Genomic DNA, 17,226 nt, shown 5'->3' on the forward strand with positions numbered 1-17,226 from the left:
GCGGCAGTGGACGGAAGGGGCACCCCTCCCGCCCGCTGCCGATCTCACCTCGGCTCCGCCGCGTTCTCGATCGGGACCGTCATGTGCTGGCCGTTCTCGGGCAGCCCGTCGACGCACTCGGCCCCAACGCCCTCCCTGGGGACGACGCCGGACCCGGACGCGACGTCGGACCCAGAGGCATCGCCGACCTCGGAGGCGTCGTCGGACCCGGGGGCCATGTCGAGCTCGGGCGGGGCACCGAGCTCGACGTCGGCGAACGCCATGGGCAGCCCCTGCCCGGTCCAGCAGGAGGCGCGATCCATCAGCTGCGCGTGCACGTGGGGTTCGCTGGAGTTCCCGGTGTTCCCGCAGCTGCCGATCTGCTCGCCTGCTCTCACGCGCTCGCCGACCTGCACGAGGACCGAACCGCGTTGGAGGTGAGCGACCATCGCGCAGACGCCGTCGTCGCCACGGATCGTGACGTGATTCCCGACGACGAAACCCGGCCCTCCGATCTCGCGGATCACGCTCTCGAGCATCATCCAGGCCACGCCCCACCGGTTCGAGCGGGCGCGGTGGTCCCGATGCCGGTCCGAGACGCGCACCACCGTTCCGTCGAGCATCGCGTGCACGGGCCGGCCGAAGGCGGGGTACTCCTCCGCAGCCCGCATCGCGGGGCCGCCGAACTCCGGCCGCGGCACATCCAGCGGATCGTGCACGAGGTCGATCGCGTAGGCCTGGCCATAGGCGCGCACGCCGTGGCTCGGCACGACCGAGGCCGGACTGTTGATACCCATCCAGCGACCTCGCACCGGCGACCCGACCACTCGCGCTTCGGGGACCGGCAGCCACCGCGGTGCCACGAAGGTCAGCACCACGCACGCCAGTGCGACGGCGAAGGCGAGGGGCACGAGGGTCGCCTGGACCTCCCGGATCCCGTCCTGCAGGGCCCGGCCCATCGTGACGACATCGCCGAGCAGATCGCTGAGGATCGCCGCGAAGATGACCAGCATGGCGGCGTAGAAGAACGGGCCGCGCACCCGGTAGAGCGACAGCACCATGCCCGTCATCGTTGCGCTCCGGCCAGGCTGGCCAACAGGGGCACGACGCGCGCCGCGGGCACCTCGTAGCTCCCCCGTCCGCTCTGACGGACCCATCCCGCCGCGACGAGCTGGCGCAGATGGTGGTGCAGCTGCCCGGTGGTGCCGAGCGCCGCGACCTCTGCCAGCTCGGCGGTCGCGTGCACGCCCGAGAGCAGATGACGCAGCAGCTCCAGCCGAACGGGATGGCCGAGCGCAGCGAACTCCGCAGCCCGGTCGGACCAGTCCGTCTCCAGCATCCCCGTGGTGCCGGCGCTCTGCTGCCACGCGACCGGGGCACCGCCGGGCAGGGTCATCGACCCGATCAGCATCACCGCACCCTCGGCCGTCGCAGGATGATCGCCCAGGCGCGAGCGCAGGCCCGTCAGCGCCCAGTACTGCTCCTCGTCCACCGCCGACGCCTCGGACCGCTCCGGGTGCGCTGATCGGTGCTGGCCGCCCTGGTGCCCGGGCTGCTCCTCCCGGACGCGGCATTCCGTGGCGCTCTCCAAGCGGCTGACCCGCTCGGTCAGCGCCTCCAGAGCCCGCCTCATCTCGTCATCGCTCTCATCCATGGCGCGATAGTACGCTACTCCATACTTACGAACTAGACCTCGACGGGTCCCGCTCGTCCGCCGACTGCGCCGACTGCGCCGACTGCGCCGACCGCGCCAGCTGTCGACTGCCGGACTCAGAGGTGCCCAGTGCCGACCGCCAACCGCCGTCGTCAGCAGTTGCTGGTGCCGACCGCCTGCCGCCGACCGCCGAGTTTCCTGGTGCCGACCGCCGGACTCAGAGGTTCCAGATGACCGGGACCAGCACGATCTTCACCACGATGGAGAAGGCGAAGAGCGTGGCGTAGGCGGTCTCGATGCGCTCGTCGGCCCGCTTGGAGTTCGCGGCGTCGAGCACGGCGGGCTGGCCGAGGAAACCGGCCATGGCTCCGGCGACGCGCGGGGCGGAGAGGTCGAGAACCCAGCGACCCGCGAGCAGCAGCGCCACGCAGCTGAGCGCCGCGACGACCACGGAGAGCACCGCCGCCCGCCAGGCCGTGGGCGAGGAGAGCACGGAGGCGACGTCGGGCCCCGCGGTGAGGCCGAGCCCCGCGAGGAAGAGCAGCAGGCCCAGCTGGCGCAGCGTGATGTTGGCGCTGCCCGGGAGGGCCCAGACCACCGGTCCGGTGCGGCGCAGGGCGCCCAGTACCATGCCCACCAGCAGAGGGCCGGCCGCCGGGCCGAGCGAGAAGCTGCCACCGCCGGGCATCGGCACGGTGACCAGGCCCAGCGCGAAGCCGAGCACGAGGCCCAGCCCGAGCGAGAGCACGTCGAGCTCGCTGGCCTTGCGGTCCGAGTCGCCGAGCAGGGCGTGGACGGCTTCCAGCTTCGAGCGGTCCACGGCCACGGCCATGCGGTCGCCCGGTTCGAGCACGAGGTCATCGCGAGCCAGGAGCTCGAGGTCGCCGCGGCGCACCCGGGTGGGCACCGCCCCGAAGCGCACCGGGAGGTTCAGCTCGGCGATGGACCGCGAGGCGAGGTCCGGGTTGGAGACGGTGAGGCGGGTGAACTCGACCAGCGAGCGGTCATGGGCGATGTGCCGGGCGCTGCGCTCCCCGAGCTCCTCGGTCACCGCCTCGACCGCGTCCGGCATCCCGACGGCGACGACTTCGTCCCCGACCAGCAGGTCCTCCCCGGGCACGATCACCCGCACCGTGCCTGCGCGGCGCAGGTAGGAGAAGCGCACCTGCTGCTCCTGCCACTGGGGGATGTCCCGCAGGTTCGCCGGGCGCAGCACGTGCACGGTGGCCGAGTCGAGGCTGGTGCCGGCGAGCGCGGGGGTGTCCTTGCGGCCGGGCCAGTTGCGGGTGACGACGGTCGAGACCAGCACGATCCCGACGATCACGCCGATCGGATAGCCGAAGGCATAGCCCACCGACGGCGCGGACGTCGAGGTCAGACGGTCGGCGGCGTCCAAGGCAGGGGCAGCGGTGAGCGCACCGGTGAACAGTCCCAGCGAGAGGTCGCGGGCCAGGCCCAGCGTGTGGCCGAGCACGATCGTGGCGATCGCCGCGATCACGGTGCTGGCGGTGGCGGCGAGCAGCAGCGGCAGCTGACGGTTCAGCGTGCTGAAGAAGGCGGCACCGGCGGAGATGCCCACCGTGTAGACGAACAGGGCGAGGCCCAGGGACTGCACGAAGTCCATGCCTGCGCCGAGATGGGGAGCTGCCGCGGAGAGGGCGAGGCCGGTGAACAAGGCCCCCGCCGCACCGAAGCGCACGCGGCCGAACGGGATGGCTCCCAGCACGGCCCCCGTCGCGACGACCAGGAACAGCGTGAGGAGCGGGCTCCCCTCGAGGACGTCGATCACGTGGAACCTTTCCAGAGCCCGCGACCGCGCACCGGCAGGTGCGCATCGAGCGCGGGCACCGCGGTGTGGAGTGGCCTTCCACGATAGTCGCGGCCGACGCGCACCGGGAGGGGAGTTGTCCGAGGTCACGACGTCCGTGACGGCAGGTGACGCGGACGCCTGGGCGCAGGGTCCCGTGGATGCTCTGCTGCAGCGATCTGCGGCTGCTCGGCCGACGGCCGGGGCTGCTCAGCCGAAGGCGAGCGGCAGCATCTGACCGCGCTCGCCCAGAGCGTCGAGTTCGACCTGTTCCGCCTCGGTCGCGGGGCGCCGGCCGGTGGCGACGCGCAGGGCATCGGGGTCGGTCCAGGTCTCGGGGAGCCGCAGCCGCAGGCGGCGTTCGACCATGTCCCGGGCGGCAGCCAGCCCGTCTGCGGGCGGTCCGGCGGCGGGTGCGTGGGAGGCCAGACGACTCTCGGCGGCCGGTCTCTCGGCGGCCGGTCCGTCGGCCGTCGGAAGATGCGCGACCAGGTCCAGATGATGCAGCGTCCACTCGAGCACGTGGGCGCCGAGGTAGTCCCGCACCGTGAGGGTCTTGCCCTGGGTGCTCACCGGGAGGTCGGGGTGGGCGATCAGCGCGGCGCGACCGGCCGCTGCACCGAGGTCCTCGAGATGATGCCGCAGCAGGCCAGGATCCTCGTAGGCGTGGGCCAGGCGCACGACGAGCGCGTCGTGGGGGTCCTGGCCGTCCGGCATATCCGGCGACGGGGTCCAGTAGCTGAGCAGGTCGTGGGTGGGGGCGGTCTCTGCGGGAGTGGCGAGCGTGATCAGCACGTCCTGGGCGTCGATCACCAGATGGGTGACCAGATCCCGCACGAGCCAGCCCCGGCAGCCGGACGGTTCCGCGAAGGCGTCGTCCGGAAGGGCGGCCACCGCCGAGCGCAGGGCCGACCAGGTCAGCGAGAAGAGGTCCACGGGGGCACGCTAGCAAGCAGCCCCACAGCGACCCGGCGCGATCCACGCCGGTCCAGTGCGGTCCGAGCCGGCCCAGCGCAGTCCAGAGCGGGCCCACCCACCCCAGGGCGCGCCAGCTCAGCTCGCCCCAGGGCGCCCCCAGCTCAGCTCAGGCCAGAGCGCGCCAGCCCAGCCCATGGCAACATCCGGCACCTGCCTGCCGCCTGCGGCGTGGTGCAGGACACTTCAGGGCAGTGCCCACCGGACCAGGTGCGCCTGTCCGCGACGACGCGGTCCGTCGACGTCGCCGTGCAGCATCGGTCCGCCCGGGCAGTCCCGCACTCCGTCAGCCTCGCCGGAAAGGCGCCCCATGCTCAACGTCGCGATCATCGGCACCGGTTCCATCTCCGATGCACACCTGCGCGCCTACCTGGCCGCCCCTGACCTGGTGCGCATCGTCGCCCTGGGCGATCTGACCGTCGAGAAGGCCGAGGAGAAGCGCCAGGCATTCGGGCTGGAGGACGCCCGCACCTATGGCGATGCCGGCGAGCTGCTGGCGGCCGAGGATCTCGACCTGGTCTCCGTGACCACGCCCCCGTCGGCCCATCGCAGTGTGAGCGTGCAGGCGCTCGACGCCGGGGCGCATGTGATCGTCGAGAAGCCGATGGCGCCCTCGCTCGAGGACTGCGACGCGATGCTCCAGGCGCAGCGCCGCAGCGGGAAGCTGCTCTCGGTGATCGCGCAGAACCGGTTCCGCCCGGAGATGATGCGCCTGAAGGCCGTGCTGGACAGCGGGAAGATCGGACCCGTCGCGCATGCCCGGATCTCCTCGGAGTGGTGGCGCGGCACCTCGTACTACGACCTGTGGTGGCGCGGCACGTGGGCGTCCGAGGGCGGCGGCTGCACCCTGAACCACGCCATCCACCACATCGACCTCGCGCTGTGGCTGCTGGGGTCCCCGCAGGCCGTGGTCGCGATGATGACCAACGCCGCGCACGACAACGCCGAGGTGGAGGACCTCTCCGTCGCGATCCTGCAGTACGAGCGGGGCCTGGCCGAGCTGACCAGTTCCGTCGTGCACCACGGGGAGCGGCAGGAGATCGTGATCCAGGGCGAGCAGGCGCGCATCTCCCAGCCGTGGGAGGCGATCGCCGAGACGGCGATGCCCAACGGCTTCCCCACCCCGGACGGCAACCCCTCGCTGACCGACGAGCTCGAGAGCCTGGTGGCCGATCTGCCCCCGCTGCCGCACACCGGGCACGCCGCCCAGCTGCGCGACGTGATCGGCGCGATCGGCGAGGGCCGTGCGCCGTTCATCGACGGCGAGGACGGCCGACGAGCGGTCGAGCTGGTCACCGCGATCTACGCCTCGGCCATCGAGCGCCGCACGGTCGACCTGCCGCTCGCGCCGGAGAACCCCTACTACCGCTCCGGCACGCTGGTGGAGCGGGCGCCGCATTTCTTCGAGAAGACGGCCTCGGTGGGCGCGCTGGACGGCGACATCACCGTCGGCGGAGACTCCTAGCGGTCGAAGGGCCCCGTCCCGCGGTCCATGACGCCCCCGCCTCACCTCCCCTCCCCGGCCTTCTCCCTCCCGCCCTGACCACCCCGTTGAAAGGATCCCCATGGCAGTCTCCGAAGGAGCCAACTACGCCCCCGCCGCGATGCCGAAGCCGGTCGTCGAGCCCGGCGAGTTCGTCTTCGCCGTCATGCACCTCGATCATGGCCACATCTTCGGCATGACCCAGGGCCTGATCGGTGCCGGCGGCACCCCGAAGTGGGTCTACGACACCGACGCCGAGCGCGCCGCCGCCTTCCAGGAGAAGTTCCCGGAGGTGAAGATCGCCAGCAGCGAGGAGGAGATCCTCGCGGACGACGACGTGCTGCTGGTCGCCGCCGCGGCCATCCCCTCCGACCGCGCCGCGCTGGGCATCCGGGTGATGGAGGCCGGCAAGGACTACTTCACCGACAAGACCCCGCTGACCACCCTCGACCAGCTCGCCGAGGCGAAGGCCGCCGTGGAGCGCACCGGCCGGAAGTACATGGTCTACTACTCCGAGCGCCTGCATGTCGAGGCCGCGGTGCTCGCCGGCCAGTACATCGAGCGCGGCGCGATCGGTCAGGTCATCCAGGTCCAGGGCATGGGCCCGCACCGCCTGGGCGATCCGGCCACCCGCCCTGACTGGTTCTACGAGCGCGCCCGCTACGGCGGCATCCTCACAGACATCGGCAGCCACAACTTCGAGCAGATGCTCACCTTCACCGGCTCCGACGACGCCGAGATCCTCTCGAGCGCGATCGGCAACTTCGCCCACCCCGACCACCCTGAGCTCGACGACTTCGGCGAGGCGCACATCGCCCTCTCCTCCGGCGCCTCCGGCTCGGTGCGCGTGGACTGGTTCACGCCCGACGGTCTGCGCACCTGGGGCGACGGGCGCACGTTCATCGTCGGCACCGAGGGCTACATGGAGCTGCGCAAGTACGTCGACGTCACCACCGACAACGGCGGCGGCCAGGTGATCCTGGTCGACGGCGAGGGCGAGCATCGCATCGACGCCACCGGCAAGGTGGGCTACCCGTTCTTCGGGGACCTCATCCTCGACGTCCTGCACCGCACCGAGAACGCCATGACGCAGGCCCACGCCTTCAAGGCCGTGGAGCTGGCGCTGAAGGCCCAGGAGCAGGCGCGGGTGCTGCAGGCTCCGGGCGCCTGACCCTCCGCGCCCCGCGGGACGCACGCCTCTCCTGCAACGGCCGCTGTCCCCTCGGGGACGGCGGCCGTCGGCGTCGTGAGGCCCTCCCCACCGTCCCGACCCGCTCTGCCCCTCGCCCCAGCGCCTCCTCCACCGCCACCGCGCGCCCATCGCGCGCCCACGTGGAGGGGCGTGACCTGGGACGCCATCGCACCCCAGTCCCATGACCGACATCCCGACGTGTTTTCTGCTGTATTTCGGACGTTAATCCACCTCTGGCCACCGCTTGACCTGAGGGTAGGCCTGGGCATACCGTGTCGATATCGACAGAAGTTTCCGAAATCTTTTCGGCATGGACGCCGAACTTGCGAACTGGAGCAGCAATGAAGCCTGTCACTCGCCGTGCGACTCTCGCCGGCCTCGGGATCTCCGTGCCCGCCCTCGTCACCCTCAGCGCCTGCGGCGGAGGCAAGCAGCCCGCCGGCGGCGCCGGCTCGTCGTCGAGCCTGTCCGTCTGGGCGCTGACCGGGGCCAAGGAGGACACCTACCAGCAGTCCTTCGATGCCTGGGACGACGCGAACCCGGACTCCCCCTTCGCCGTCGAGTTCTTCGCCAATGACTCCTACAAGGAGAAGATCCGCACCTCAATCGGCTCCGGCAACGCTCCGACCCTGGTGTTCAACTGGGCCGGCGGCACGCTGGAGGACTACGTCTCCAACGAGTCGGTCGTGGGCCTCTCCGGCAAGGTGGACGACGTCCTCTCGCGCACGATCGAGTCGATCGCCAAGGTCGGCGAGGTCGACGGGAAGCAGTACGGCGTCCCGAACAACGACACCCAGCCGGTGGTCCTCTACTACAGCACCGAGCTCTTCGAGGAGCACGGCGTCACCCCGCCCACCACCTGGGCAGAGCTCATGACCGCGGTGGAGACCTTCGTCGAGGCGGACATCATCCCGATCGCCCTGGCCGGGCAGAGCGTGTGGCCCGAGCTCATGTACATCCAGTACCTCACCGACCGCATCGGCGGCGAAGGGGTCTTCGAGAAGGTTCTGAGCGGCGAGGCCGATGCCTGGTCCGACCCGGCCATCACCTCCGCGCTGGAGTCGATCGTGGAGCTGGTGGACGCCGGCGCCTTCGGCTCGAGCTTCGGATCGGTCGCCGCGGATGCGGGCGCCGATGCGGCCCTGGTGCACACCGGCCAGGCCGCGATGCTCCTGCAGGGCAGCTGGGTCTACGGGACCTTCAAGCAGGACGCGCCCGACTTCGTGGCCGACGGGAAGCTCGGCTTCCTGAACTTCCCGGCGGTCGAGGGCGGCGACGGCGACCCGTCCAACGTCGTCGGCAACCCTGCCAACTTCTGGTCCGTCTCCTCCGACGCGGACGAGGAGGTGCAGGAACTCGCCATCCAGTACCTCAACGATTTCAACCTCAACGAGGAGATGGTGGAGAGCTTCCTGGCCATGGGCGCGATCCCCGCGGTCAAGGACCTGGAGGACAAGCTGCCCGACCTCGACGACGGCGACTTCCTGTCCTTCGCCTACGACATGGTGACCAACGCACCGCACTTCCAGCTGTCGTGGGATCAGGCGCTGCCCGCGGCTCCAGCCCAGGAGCTGCTCACCAACCTCTCGCAGATCTTCCTCGGCGAGAAGGAGCCGGCCGATCTCGTCAGCGCGATGAACGCGACCCTGGACTCATGACCGCAGCGCAGTCCCCTGCTCCGCCCGTTCCCCGGGAGGGTCGGGCGCCCTCCCGGGGCTCGGCGCGGTCCAGGGCCCGCACGAGCCTGCGCACCGCGCCGAGCAACTGGATGCTGGCCCCGGCGCTCGCCTTCTTCGGCATCTTCGCGCTGCTGCCGCTGGCGGGCGTCGTCGTGCTGTCCTTCTTCGCCTGGGACGGACTGGGCACCCCGTCGTTCGCCGGGTTCGATGCGTGGGTCTCGGTCTTCCAGAACCCGGTCACGCTGAACGCGATGAAGCTGACCTTCCTGATGACGGCACTGAGCTTCGTCGTCCAGTTCCCGCTGAGCCTGCTGCTGGGAACCTTCATGGCGGGGCACCAGCGGTACCGCGAGGCCTTCTCCGTGCTCTACTTCCTGCCGCTGCTGTTCTCGGCGGCGGCGACCGGTATCGCCTTCAAGGCGCTGCTGGACCCGAACTTCGGGCTCTCCCGGGCGTTCGACGCGGACTTCCTGCGACAGGATTGGCTCGGTTCGCCGAACCTGGCGTTCTACACGCTGATCATGGTCATCTCGTGGTCCTTCGTGCCCTTCCACTCCCTGCTCTACCAGGCAGGGGTGCGGCAGATCCCGAAGTCGATGTACGAGGCGGCCACCCTCGACGGCGCGGGACGCACCCGGCAGTTCTTCAACGTCACCCTGCCCCAGCTGAAGTACACGATCGTCACCAGCTCCACGCTGATGCTGGTGGGCTCTCTGACCTACTTCGACCTGATCTTCATCCTCACCGGGGGCGGGCCCGGCAACGCGACGCGAGTGCTTCCGCTGGACATGTACCTGACCGGCTTCCGCTCGTATCAGATGGGGCCCGCGAGCGTCATCGCCGTGATCCTGATCGCCGTGGGACTGCTGCTGTCCCTCGGCCTGAACAAGGTCTCGGGCGCGGACAAGATGGAAAGTCAGATGGAGGGCGCCTGAGATGAGAACCCGCAATCCGAACGTCGTCGGCGGGCTCCTGGGCTTCGCCTGGCTGCTGGTCATCCTGGTGCCGATCTACTACATCGTCATCACCAGCATCCGTCCGCGCGAGGACTACTTCAGCTCCAACCCGCTGTCGATCCCCTCCGAGTTCACCCTCGAACCGTTCCGCTACGTCCTGGAGAACGACTTCCTGCGGTACTTCGCCAACAGCGTCTTCGTGACCGTCGTGACCGTCGTCGCGGTGGTGGTGTCGTCGCTGATGGCCAGCTACGTGATCGTTCGCAGCCGCACCCGGCTGGCCCGCTTCAGCCAGAAGCTGTTCCTCATGGGCATCGCGATCCCGCTGCAGGCCACGATCATCCCGATCTACTACCTCATCGTGCAGCTCGGGCTCTACGACACCCTCTGGGCGCTGATCCTGCCCAGCGTCGCGTTCGCCATCCCGATCACCGTGCTGATCCTGACGAACTTCCTGCGAGACGTGCCCAAGGAGCTGTACGAGTCGATGACGGTGGACGGCGCCACCGACCTGCAGATGTTCCGGCGCCTGGTGCTGCCGCTGGCGAAGCCCGCGGTGGTCACCGTGGGCATCTACGACGCCCTGCAGGTGTGGAACGGCTTCCTGTTCCCGCTCGTGCTCACGCAGAGCTCCGAGATGCGCGTGCTGCCGCTGTCGCTGTGGGCGTATCAGGGGGAGTTCACCACGAACATCCCGGCGGTGCTCGCGGCCGTGATGCTCTCGGCGCTGCCGATCCTGGTGCTCTACATCGCCGGTCGGCGCCAGCTGATCAGCGGTCTCACCGCTGGGTTCAGCAAGTAGCAGAGCAGGCGGTTCCCGGCCCGNNCGGGCCGGGAACCGCCTGCTCATGCGGCCGACGTCCGACGGTCATCAGGCATCGCCATATAGGAGTCATCGGCCGTCGACCATCAGGCATCAGCCGTCAGCCGTCAGCCGTCAGCCGTCAGCCGTCAGCCGTCAGAACAGGGTCGCGACCCCGTAGATGGCCAGCACCATGGCGAAGGCCACCACGGATTCGATCGCCTGCTGCACGGTCCAGACCCGCAGCGTGGTCTTCACGTCCATGTCCAGCAGTCGGCCCACGAGCCAGAAGCCCGAGTCGTTGACGTGGCCGGCGAACACCGAGCCCGCCGCGAGCGCTAGCACCATGCAGGCCGTCTCGAAGGGGCTGAACCCGCCGGTGATGATCCCGGGGGCGACGAGCGCCGCGGCGGTGGTCAGCGCGACGGTGGCCGAGCCCTGCGCCAGGCGCAGCGCCACGGCGATGAGGTAGGCAGCCAGGATCAGTGGGATGCCGAGGTCCGAGAGCGAATCGGCGAGCGCATCGCCGATGCCGGTGGCCTGCAGGACGCCGCCGAACATGCCGCCGGCACCGGTGATGAGGATGACCGCGCAGACCGGGCCGAGGGCGTTGTCCATCGTCTTCTCGATGGTGGTGCCGCTCTTGCCGCGGCGGAAGCCGAGCACGATCACGGTGAAGAGCGCCGTGATCAGCAGCGCGATCGGCGTCTCGCCGAGCATCCGCATCGCCTGCACGATCGTCGAGTCCGGATCGACGGCGCCGACGCTGCCGAGAGCATCGAAGCCGGTGTTCAGCAGGATGAGGATCAGCGGCAGGATGAGGATCAGCATGATCGTCCACGGGGCGGGAGGGTTCTCGACCTCCTCCTCGTCACCGGTGAGCCCGGCGAAGGCGGTCTCCGGCACGTTGATGCGGAAGCGGTTCGAGACGACCTTCCCCCACAGGTGACCGGAGACGTACCAGGTGGGGAAGGCCAGCACGAGGCCGAGGAGCAGCACGTACCCGAGGTTCGCCTCGAGGAACGCGGTGGCGGCGACCGGGCCGGGGTGGGGCGGCAGATACACGTGCATCACGGACAGCGCCGCGGCCACCGGGATGCCGAAGGCCAGCAGATTCCCGCCGAGGCGGCGTGCCACGGCGTAGACGATGGGCACCATCAGCACGAACGCCGCGTCCATGAAGATCGGGAAGCCGATGAACAGCGCCGCCACGCCCAGGGCGAAGGGGGCCCGTTTCTCGCCGAACAGCGAGATCATCCATTCGGCGAGCGCCCTCGCGCCGCCCGAGGTCTCGACCATCGCACCGAGCATGGCGCCGATGGCGACCAGCAGGGCGACGTTGGAGAGCGTGTCCCCGAAGCCGAAGAGCATGGTCGGGACGACCTGGCCGGCCGGGATGCCGGCCACCACCGCGGTGAGCAGGCTGACGATGATCAGCGCGAGGAACGCGTGGATCTTCAGCTTCATCACCATGACCAGCAGGAGCGCCACGGTGACGACGGCGACGGTGATCAGTCCGCCGGCACCCAGCCAGCTCTCCCATCCGGTCTCTTCTATCCAGTCCAGTTCCATGGTCAGGTCCTCTCGGGGTGATCGGAGCGATCGGAGTCGTCACGGCGATCAAGGTGGTGGGGGCGTTCAGTGCGATCGAAGCGGTGCGGGCGATCAGAGTGATCAAGGTGGCGGGGGTGCTGATCGGCGCGGCCGCGAGGACCAGGACGATCGCGGGGCGCGCCCGGGAGACCGGCGTGCCTGCACTCGGTCACCATTCGGCGAGCGAGCCGTCGCGGTGGCGCCAGATGGGGTTGCGCCAGCGGTGGCCGATCTCGGCGCGCTCGCGCACGTAGTCCTCATCGATCTCGATGCCGAGCCCGGGGCCCGTCGGGATGCGCACCATGCCGTCCTCGTAGGCGAAGACGGAGCGGTCCTTCACATAGTCGAGCAGGTCGTTGGCCTCGTTGTAGTGGATGCCGAGGCTCTGCTCCTGGATGAAGGCGTTGTAGGCCCCGGCATCGATCTGCAGGCAGGTGGCCAGAGCGATGGGGCCGAGCGGGCAGTGCAGCGCGAGGGCGACATCGTAGGCCTCGGCCATCGCCGCGATCTTGCGGGTCTCGGTGATCCCTCCGCTGTGGGAGGGGTCGGGCTGGATGATGTCGACCGCGCCGCTGGCCAGCACCCGCTTGAAGTCCCAGCGGGTGAACAGCCGCTCGCCCAACGCGATGGGCGTCGGGGTGGCGCGCAGAGCATCGAGCACGGAGTCGAGGTTCTCGCTGAGCACGGGCTCCTCGATGAACAGCGGATGGAACGGCTCGAGCTCGCGAAGCAGCACCTTGGCCATCGGGGCATGCACACGGCCGTGGAAGTCGACGGCCACGCCGATGTCGTCCCCGACGGCCTCGCGGATCGTCGCGACGTTCTCGACGGCGCGGGTCACCGTGTCCCAGCTGTCGATGAACTGCATCTCCTCGGTGCCGTTCATCTTCACCGCGCTGAAGCCGCGCTCCACCGCGTTCTTGGCCTGCCGTGCGGTATCGGCCGGGCGGTCGCCGCCGATCCAGGAGTAGACGCCGATGCGGTCGCGGACCCGCCCTCCCAGCAGCTGGTGGACGGGCATGTCGTGCACGCGGCCCTTGATGTCCCACAGCGCCTGGTCGATGCCGGCGATCGCGCTCATGAGGATCGGCCCGCCGCGGTAGAAGCCGCCGCGGTACATGACCGTCCAGAGGTCCTCGATGTTCTCGGGATCCTGGCCCACGAGGTAGTCGCTGAGCTCCTCGACCGCCGCGCACACCGTGGCGGCGCGACCCTCGACGACCGGTTCTCCCCAGCCGACCACGCCTTCGTCGGTCTCGATGCGCACGAACGCCCAGCGGGGTGGGACCTGATAGGTGGTGACGGTGCGGATCTTCATCGGTGATGCTCCTCGGACGGGCAGTTCAGGCGGCAGGACATGCCGAGCCGCCCGTGGGACGAAGTCGTCCGCGGGGTGGCCACGAGCGGCCAGGGTGCCATATCCCCAGCTTGCCCGGTGGAATCACGCGCGCCACGGCTTCGTCCCCCCCCGCTGGATGCCCAGTCGGTCGGGTGCTCAGTCGGTCGGGTGCTCAATCGGCGGGGTGCTCAATCGGCGGGGTGCTCAGTCGGTGAGAGCGGCGTAGTCGTCTCCGAGCGCCATGTAGCGGGAGTCCCAGACGTCCATCCCGGGGACCTCTCCCCCGGTGACCACGCCGACGAGCCGGTCCAGGTACCACTCCCAGCCGGGGCCGACGTGCCGGATCATCTCGGTCGGCACGTCGTGGTGGCGCAGTCGCACGCGGGTGACGGGCTCGGACGGGTCGCTCGGCCCCGGCGCGTCGGCCACTCCGGCGGCATCGGCCGCCCCCGCGACATGGGTCGCCCCCGCGGCGTCGGCCGACCCGTTGGCGGTGGCCGCGCCGGCCACCCGGGCTGCGTCGGCCGTCTCGGACCCGAGCGCGTCGACGAGCTCGACGGAGAGTCGCCAGCCGCCCGCCTGCGGCGAGGTGCTGACCGTGAGCAGCTCGGCCGGCTCACAGGCATGGATCGTGCACTCGCTCGCAGAGGCCTCACCGGGCTCGGCAGTCATCGTGATCTGGACCCGGCCCGTCGTCGGATCACCGGTGAACGTGCCGAACCAGGTGGCCAGCAGGTCGGAGCGGGTGAGATGGTCCCAGATCAGCGAGCGCGGGGCGAGCACGGAACGGGTGAGGACGAGATCGTGGCCGTCGTGGTCGAGAAATCCGGTGATCGCCATCTGTCTGCTCTCCTGGTCGTCAGCGCGGGCATCTCCGCGGATGCCGCCCACGGTAGCCGGGGCGCTGGACCGGGAACAGGGGCGACGACCGAGGAGAGCCGAGCGCCAGCAGAGCGACAGCCAAGGCGGCAGCGAGTGCGACAGCAGAGGCGACAGCAGGGACGACGGCAGAGCGGGAACGGAACGAGAACAGAGGTGTCCCCGGGCCGACCTTGATAGTATGTTACGAGTCCCGAAACTGTCGTTCCGCATGTCGAAACGCGATGTCGGGAGCCGTGCCTGACAACGACCAGGAGGTACCCGTGCCGTCCCCGGACAGCCTGCCCACCCTCGGCCGGGCGAGCGCCCGCCGCCTGCCCCTGCTCGGAGCCTCGGCCCCTCAGGACCCCTCGCGCGCCGGCATCATCCACCTGGGTCTCGGCGCCTTCCATCGCGCCCACGGCGCCGTGCACACGGCCCGCGCGCTCGCGGCCGAGGAGGGCGACTGGGGGATCATCGGCTTCGCGAACCGCTCCCGTTCCGTGGTGGATCCGATGCGCGCGCAGGACGGCCTGTACAGCGTGCTCGAGCTCGCGGACACCGGCACGCGGGCGGATGTGGTCGACGTGCACCGCGGATTCGGCATCATGGCCGAGGATCCTCAGGCCGTGGTGCGCGAGATCGCCACCGCGCAGCGCCGCATCCTCACCCTGACCGTCTCCGAGGGCGGCTACTCCGTCTCCCCGCGCACCGGACACCTCGACGTCGACTCCGCCGCGATACGCCGCGATCTCGAGGACCCCGCGAACCCCCGCAGCGTCATCGGACTGCTCGCCCGCGGCCTCGCGGAACGCGCCGCCAGCGGCGAACCGTTCACGGTGCTGCCCTGCGACAACGTCTCCTCCGCCGGGCAGACGGCGCGGCAGATGGTCACCGAGTTCCTCGACCACACCTCCGCGCCCGACGACGTCCTGGCCTATGTGCGCGATCAGGTCGCCTTCCCCGACGCGATGGTGGACCGCATCGTCCCCGCCTCCACTCCCGGAACCTCCGACCAGGTCGCCGAGCTGCTGGGCGTGCGTGACGACGCTCCGGTGCGCGCCGAGAAGTTCTCCATGTGGGTGATGGAGGATCACTTCCCCGCGGGCCGCCCCGCATGGGATCGCGGCGGCGTGATCATGTCCGACGAAGTGAGTAAGTACGAGCAGGTCAAGCTGCGGATCCTCAACGGGCCTCACTCCCTGATCGCCTATCTCGGGGCGCTCGACGGCCGTGCCACGATCCCCGCCTCCTTCGAGCAGGACTGGATCGCGGAGTCCACGCTCGCGCTGATCCGGGACGAGAACCTGCCCACGATCGACCTGCCCTCGGGCCTCGACGCCGACGGCTACATCGAGGACCTCACGCACCGCTGGCACAACCACGACCTGGGGCATCGCACCCGCCAGGTGGGGTCCGACGGGTCGATGCGCCTGCCCCAGCGGATCCCGACCCCGGCCCTGTTCCATCTCGAGCAGGGGCGGATGCCGGCCCTGCTCGCGCTCACCGTCGCCGCCTGGTTCGCCTGCGTGGTCCCGCCCCGCGGCTTCGAGCCCGGCGAGCAGGCCCGGGCGATGAGCGACCCCGATCAGGCCCGGCTGCAGGAGATCGCCTCCCGTGCCGACACCCCTGCCCAGCACGCTCGCGCCCTGCTCGAGAGCGGCTGCCTGTCCGAGCAGCTCGCTCAGCACGAGGACTTCGTCGTCGCCGTCGGAGAACTGCTCACCACGATCGTCACGTCGGGTCCGCGCGCCGCGGCCGCCGACGCCCTCGCCGCATCCCTGAAGGAGAACCGCTGATGAAGGCACTGACCATCCACGCCGCCGAGGACATCCGCTGGGCGGACGCCCCCGAGGTCGAGCCCGGCGAGCACGAGGTGCGCCTGCGCGTCGCGTACGTCGGCATCTGCGGCTCCGACCTGCACTACTACTTCCACGGGGCCAACGGGGCGTTCGTCATCACCGAGCCGCTGATCCCGGGCCACGAGCTCTCCGCCGTGGTCGACCTGGACCCCAGCGGCGAATTCGCGCCCGGCACACCCGTGACCGTGCACCCCGCCCGCTACGGCACGAGCGCCCCGGACATCGAGGACCGCCCCCACCTGTGGCCCGGCGGCGACTACCTGGGCAGCGCGAGCGTCACCCCGCACCGCCAGGGCGCCGCGTCCGAGTACCTCGTCATCGACCGCGAGAACCTGCGCCGTCTGCCCGAGTCGCTGCCGCTGCGCCGTGGCGCACTGGCCGAGCCGCTCGCCGTCGCACTGCATGCGGTGACGATCGCCGGCGACGTCACCGGCAAGAAGTGCCTGGTGCTGGGCGCGGGTCCGATCGGACTGCTGGCCGTGGCGGCGCTGCTGCACCGCGGCGCCGCGTCCGTCGACGTGACCGATGTGCGCCCCGAGCCGCTTCAGCGCGCGAAGTCCCTGGGTGCCTCGGAGACGATCCTGGTCACCGAGACGGGCCCCGAGGACAACGCCTACGACGTCGTGCTCGAGTGCTCCTCCGCGCCGGTGTCGCTGTCCTCCGGTGTGTGCGCGGTGCGGCCCGCCGGGATCATCGTGCAGGTCGCGATCCTGCCGAACACGGACATCCCCGTGAACCTCGCCGCGCTCGTGGCCAAGGAGGTCCAGCTGCGCGGCACCCAGCGCTTCGACGGGGAGATCGACGAGGCCATCGAGGTGCTCGCCGCCGACGCCCGCTTCGACGCCGTCGTCACCCAGGTCCTCCCCGCGGCAGACGCGGTCGAGGCCTTCGCGACCGCGAAGGACGCCTCCCGCTCCGCGAAGGTGCTGCTCGAGCTGTGAGGACCACGAGGGCCGACGCACTGCGCGTCGGCCCTCCCCGCCGCTTCAGGCCCTCCCCGCCCCGTCAGCCGTCCTGCCCTGACCGCCGACCCTCCGAGAGGATCCC

Annotated in this window: 14 protein-coding genes; 7 read left to right on the top strand and 7 right to left on the bottom strand. The window is 70.3% G+C overall.

What is annotated here, in order from left to right:
* Positions 1–44: 44 nt before the first annotated feature.
* The 4 genes from CIK71_RS03085 to CIK71_RS03100 form a co-directional block, all read right to left on the bottom strand.
* Entirely contained in the window at positions 45–1,040 is a 996-nt protein-coding gene (locus CIK71_RS03085; protein ID WP_241964159.1) for a M23 family metallopeptidase, read from the bottom strand.
* A 5-nt stretch (positions 1,041–1,045) separates the two neighbouring features.
* Positions 1,046–1,633 (bottom strand): ArsR/SmtB family transcription factor, encoded by a 588-nt coding sequence (locus tag CIK71_RS03090; RefSeq protein WP_096163696.1) that lies wholly within the window; start codon positions 1,631–1,633, stop codon positions 1,046–1,048.
* 217 nt (positions 1,634–1,850) lie between these two features.
* Positions 1,851–3,422 (bottom strand): aspartate:alanine exchanger family transporter, encoded by a 1,572-nt coding sequence (locus tag CIK71_RS03095; RefSeq protein WP_096163697.1) that lies wholly within the window; start codon positions 3,420–3,422, stop codon positions 1,851–1,853.
* A gap of 228 nt (positions 3,423–3,650) precedes the next feature.
* A complete protein-coding gene (locus CIK71_RS03100; RefSeq protein ID WP_096163698.1) occupies positions 3,651–4,376 on the bottom strand; it encodes a maleylpyruvate isomerase N-terminal domain-containing protein in 726 nt (241 codons plus the stop codon).
* 349 nt (positions 4,377–4,725) lie between these two features.
* On the opposite strand from CIK71_RS03100, the gene CIK71_RS03105 reads away from it, so the two are divergent.
* From CIK71_RS03105 to CIK71_RS03125, 5 genes are all read left to right on the top strand, one after another.
* Positions 4,726–5,880: a Gfo/Idh/MocA family protein gene (locus CIK71_RS03105; RefSeq protein WP_096163699.1), complete on the top strand. Its 1,155-nt coding sequence runs from the start codon at positions 4,726–4,728 to the stop codon at positions 5,878–5,880.
* Between the two features lie 100 nt (positions 5,881–5,980).
* Positions 5,981–7,069, top strand: coding sequence for a Gfo/Idh/MocA family protein (locus CIK71_RS03110; RefSeq protein WP_096163700.1), 1,089 nt, complete (start codon positions 5,981–5,983; stop codon positions 7,067–7,069).
* 362 nt (positions 7,070–7,431) lie between these two features.
* Positions 7,432–8,748 carry an extracellular solute-binding protein gene (locus CIK71_RS03115; protein ID WP_096163701.1) on the top strand — a complete coding sequence of 439 codons (1,317 nt, stop codon included), beginning with the start codon at positions 7,432–7,434 and terminating at the stop codon, positions 8,746–8,748.
* Positions 8,745–9,704: a carbohydrate ABC transporter permease gene (locus tag CIK71_RS03120; protein WP_096163702.1), complete on the top strand. Its 960-nt coding sequence runs from the start codon at positions 8,745–8,747 to the stop codon at positions 9,702–9,704. The genes CIK71_RS03115 and CIK71_RS03120 overlap by 4 nt, the downstream gene beginning before the upstream one ends.
* 1 nt (position 9,705) lies before the next feature.
* Complete coding sequence (locus CIK71_RS03125; protein ID WP_096163703.1) at positions 9,706–10,527, top strand: carbohydrate ABC transporter permease; 822 nt, start codon at positions 9,706–9,708, stop codon at positions 10,525–10,527.
* 156 nt (positions 10,528–10,683) lie between these two features.
* On the opposite strand, the gene CIK71_RS03130 is transcribed toward CIK71_RS03125, so the two are convergent.
* The 3 genes from CIK71_RS03130 to CIK71_RS03140 form a co-directional block, all read right to left on the bottom strand.
* A complete protein-coding gene (locus tag CIK71_RS03130) occupies positions 10,684–12,099 on the bottom strand; it encodes a GntP family permease (protein WP_096163704.1) in 1,416 nt (471 codons plus the stop codon).
* Between the two features lie 190 nt (positions 12,100–12,289).
* A complete protein-coding gene (gene dgoD, locus CIK71_RS03135; RefSeq protein ID WP_096163705.1) occupies positions 12,290–13,438 on the bottom strand; it encodes a galactonate dehydratase in 1,149 nt (382 codons plus the stop codon).
* A gap of 225 nt (positions 13,439–13,663) precedes the next feature.
* Positions 13,664–14,299 (bottom strand): SRPBCC domain-containing protein, encoded by a 636-nt coding sequence (locus CIK71_RS03140; RefSeq protein ID WP_096163706.1) that lies wholly within the window; start codon positions 14,297–14,299, stop codon positions 13,664–13,666.
* Positions 14,300–14,601: 302 nt separating this feature from the next.
* Here CIK71_RS03140 and CIK71_RS03145 point away from each other — a divergent pair, with 302 nt between their 5' ends.
* Together CIK71_RS03145 and CIK71_RS03150 are read left to right on the top strand one after the other, a co-directional pair.
* On the top strand, positions 14,602–16,116 hold the full coding sequence (locus tag CIK71_RS03145; protein ID WP_199586369.1) for a mannitol dehydrogenase family protein: 1,515 nt from the start codon (positions 14,602–14,604) through the stop codon (positions 16,114–16,116).
* Positions 16,116–17,120 (top strand): L-idonate 5-dehydrogenase, encoded by a 1,005-nt coding sequence (locus CIK71_RS03150; RefSeq protein WP_096163708.1) that lies wholly within the window; start codon positions 16,116–16,118, stop codon positions 17,118–17,120. The genes CIK71_RS03145 and CIK71_RS03150 overlap by 1 nt, the downstream gene beginning before the upstream one ends.
* Positions 17,121–17,226 lie beyond the last annotated feature (106 nt).

This window comes from Brachybacterium alimentarium, from assembly GCF_002332425.1.
Lineage (GTDB): Bacteria > Actinomycetota > Actinomycetes > Actinomycetales > Dermabacteraceae > Brachybacterium > Brachybacterium alimentarium.

Bases quoted from the DNA above. Each gene is read 5' to 3' on its own strand.
- CIK71_RS03085 (WP_241964159.1), bottom strand. From the start codon at position 1,040: ATGGTGCTGTCGCTCTACCGGGTGCGCGGCCCGTTCTTCTACGCCGCC.
- CIK71_RS03090 (WP_096163696.1), bottom strand. From the start codon at position 1,633: ATGGATGAGAGCGATGACGAGATGAGGCGGGCTCTGGAGGCGCTGACC.
- CIK71_RS03105 (WP_096163699.1), top strand. From the start codon at position 4,726: ATGCTCAACGTCGCGATCATCGGCACCGGTTCCATCTCCGATGCACAC.
- CIK71_RS03110 (WP_096163700.1), top strand. From the start codon at position 5,981: ATGGCAGTCTCCGAAGGAGCCAACTACGCCCCCGCCGCGATGCCGAAG.
- CIK71_RS03115 (WP_096163701.1), top strand. From the start codon at position 7,432: ATGAAGCCTGTCACTCGCCGTGCGACTCTCGCCGGCCTCGGGATCTCC.
- CIK71_RS03120 (WP_096163702.1), top strand. From the start codon at position 8,745: ATGACCGCAGCGCAGTCCCCTGCTCCGCCCGTTCCCCGGGAGGGTCGG.
- CIK71_RS03125 (WP_096163703.1), top strand. From the start codon at position 9,706: ATGAGAACCCGCAATCCGAACGTCGTCGGCGGGCTCCTGGGCTTCGCC.
- CIK71_RS03130 (WP_096163704.1), bottom strand. From the start codon at position 12,099: ATGGAACTGGACTGGATAGAAGAGACCGGATGGGAGAGCTGGCTGGGT.
- dgoD (WP_096163705.1), bottom strand. From the start codon at position 13,438: ATGAAGATCCGCACCGTCACCACCTATCAGGTCCCACCCCGCTGGGCG.
- CIK71_RS03140 (WP_096163706.1), bottom strand. From the start codon at position 14,299: ATGGCGATCACCGGATTTCTCGACCACGACGGCCACGATCTCGTCCTC.
- CIK71_RS03150 (WP_096163708.1), top strand. From the start codon at position 16,116: ATGAAGGCACTGACCATCCACGCCGCCGAGGACATCCGCTGGGCGGAC.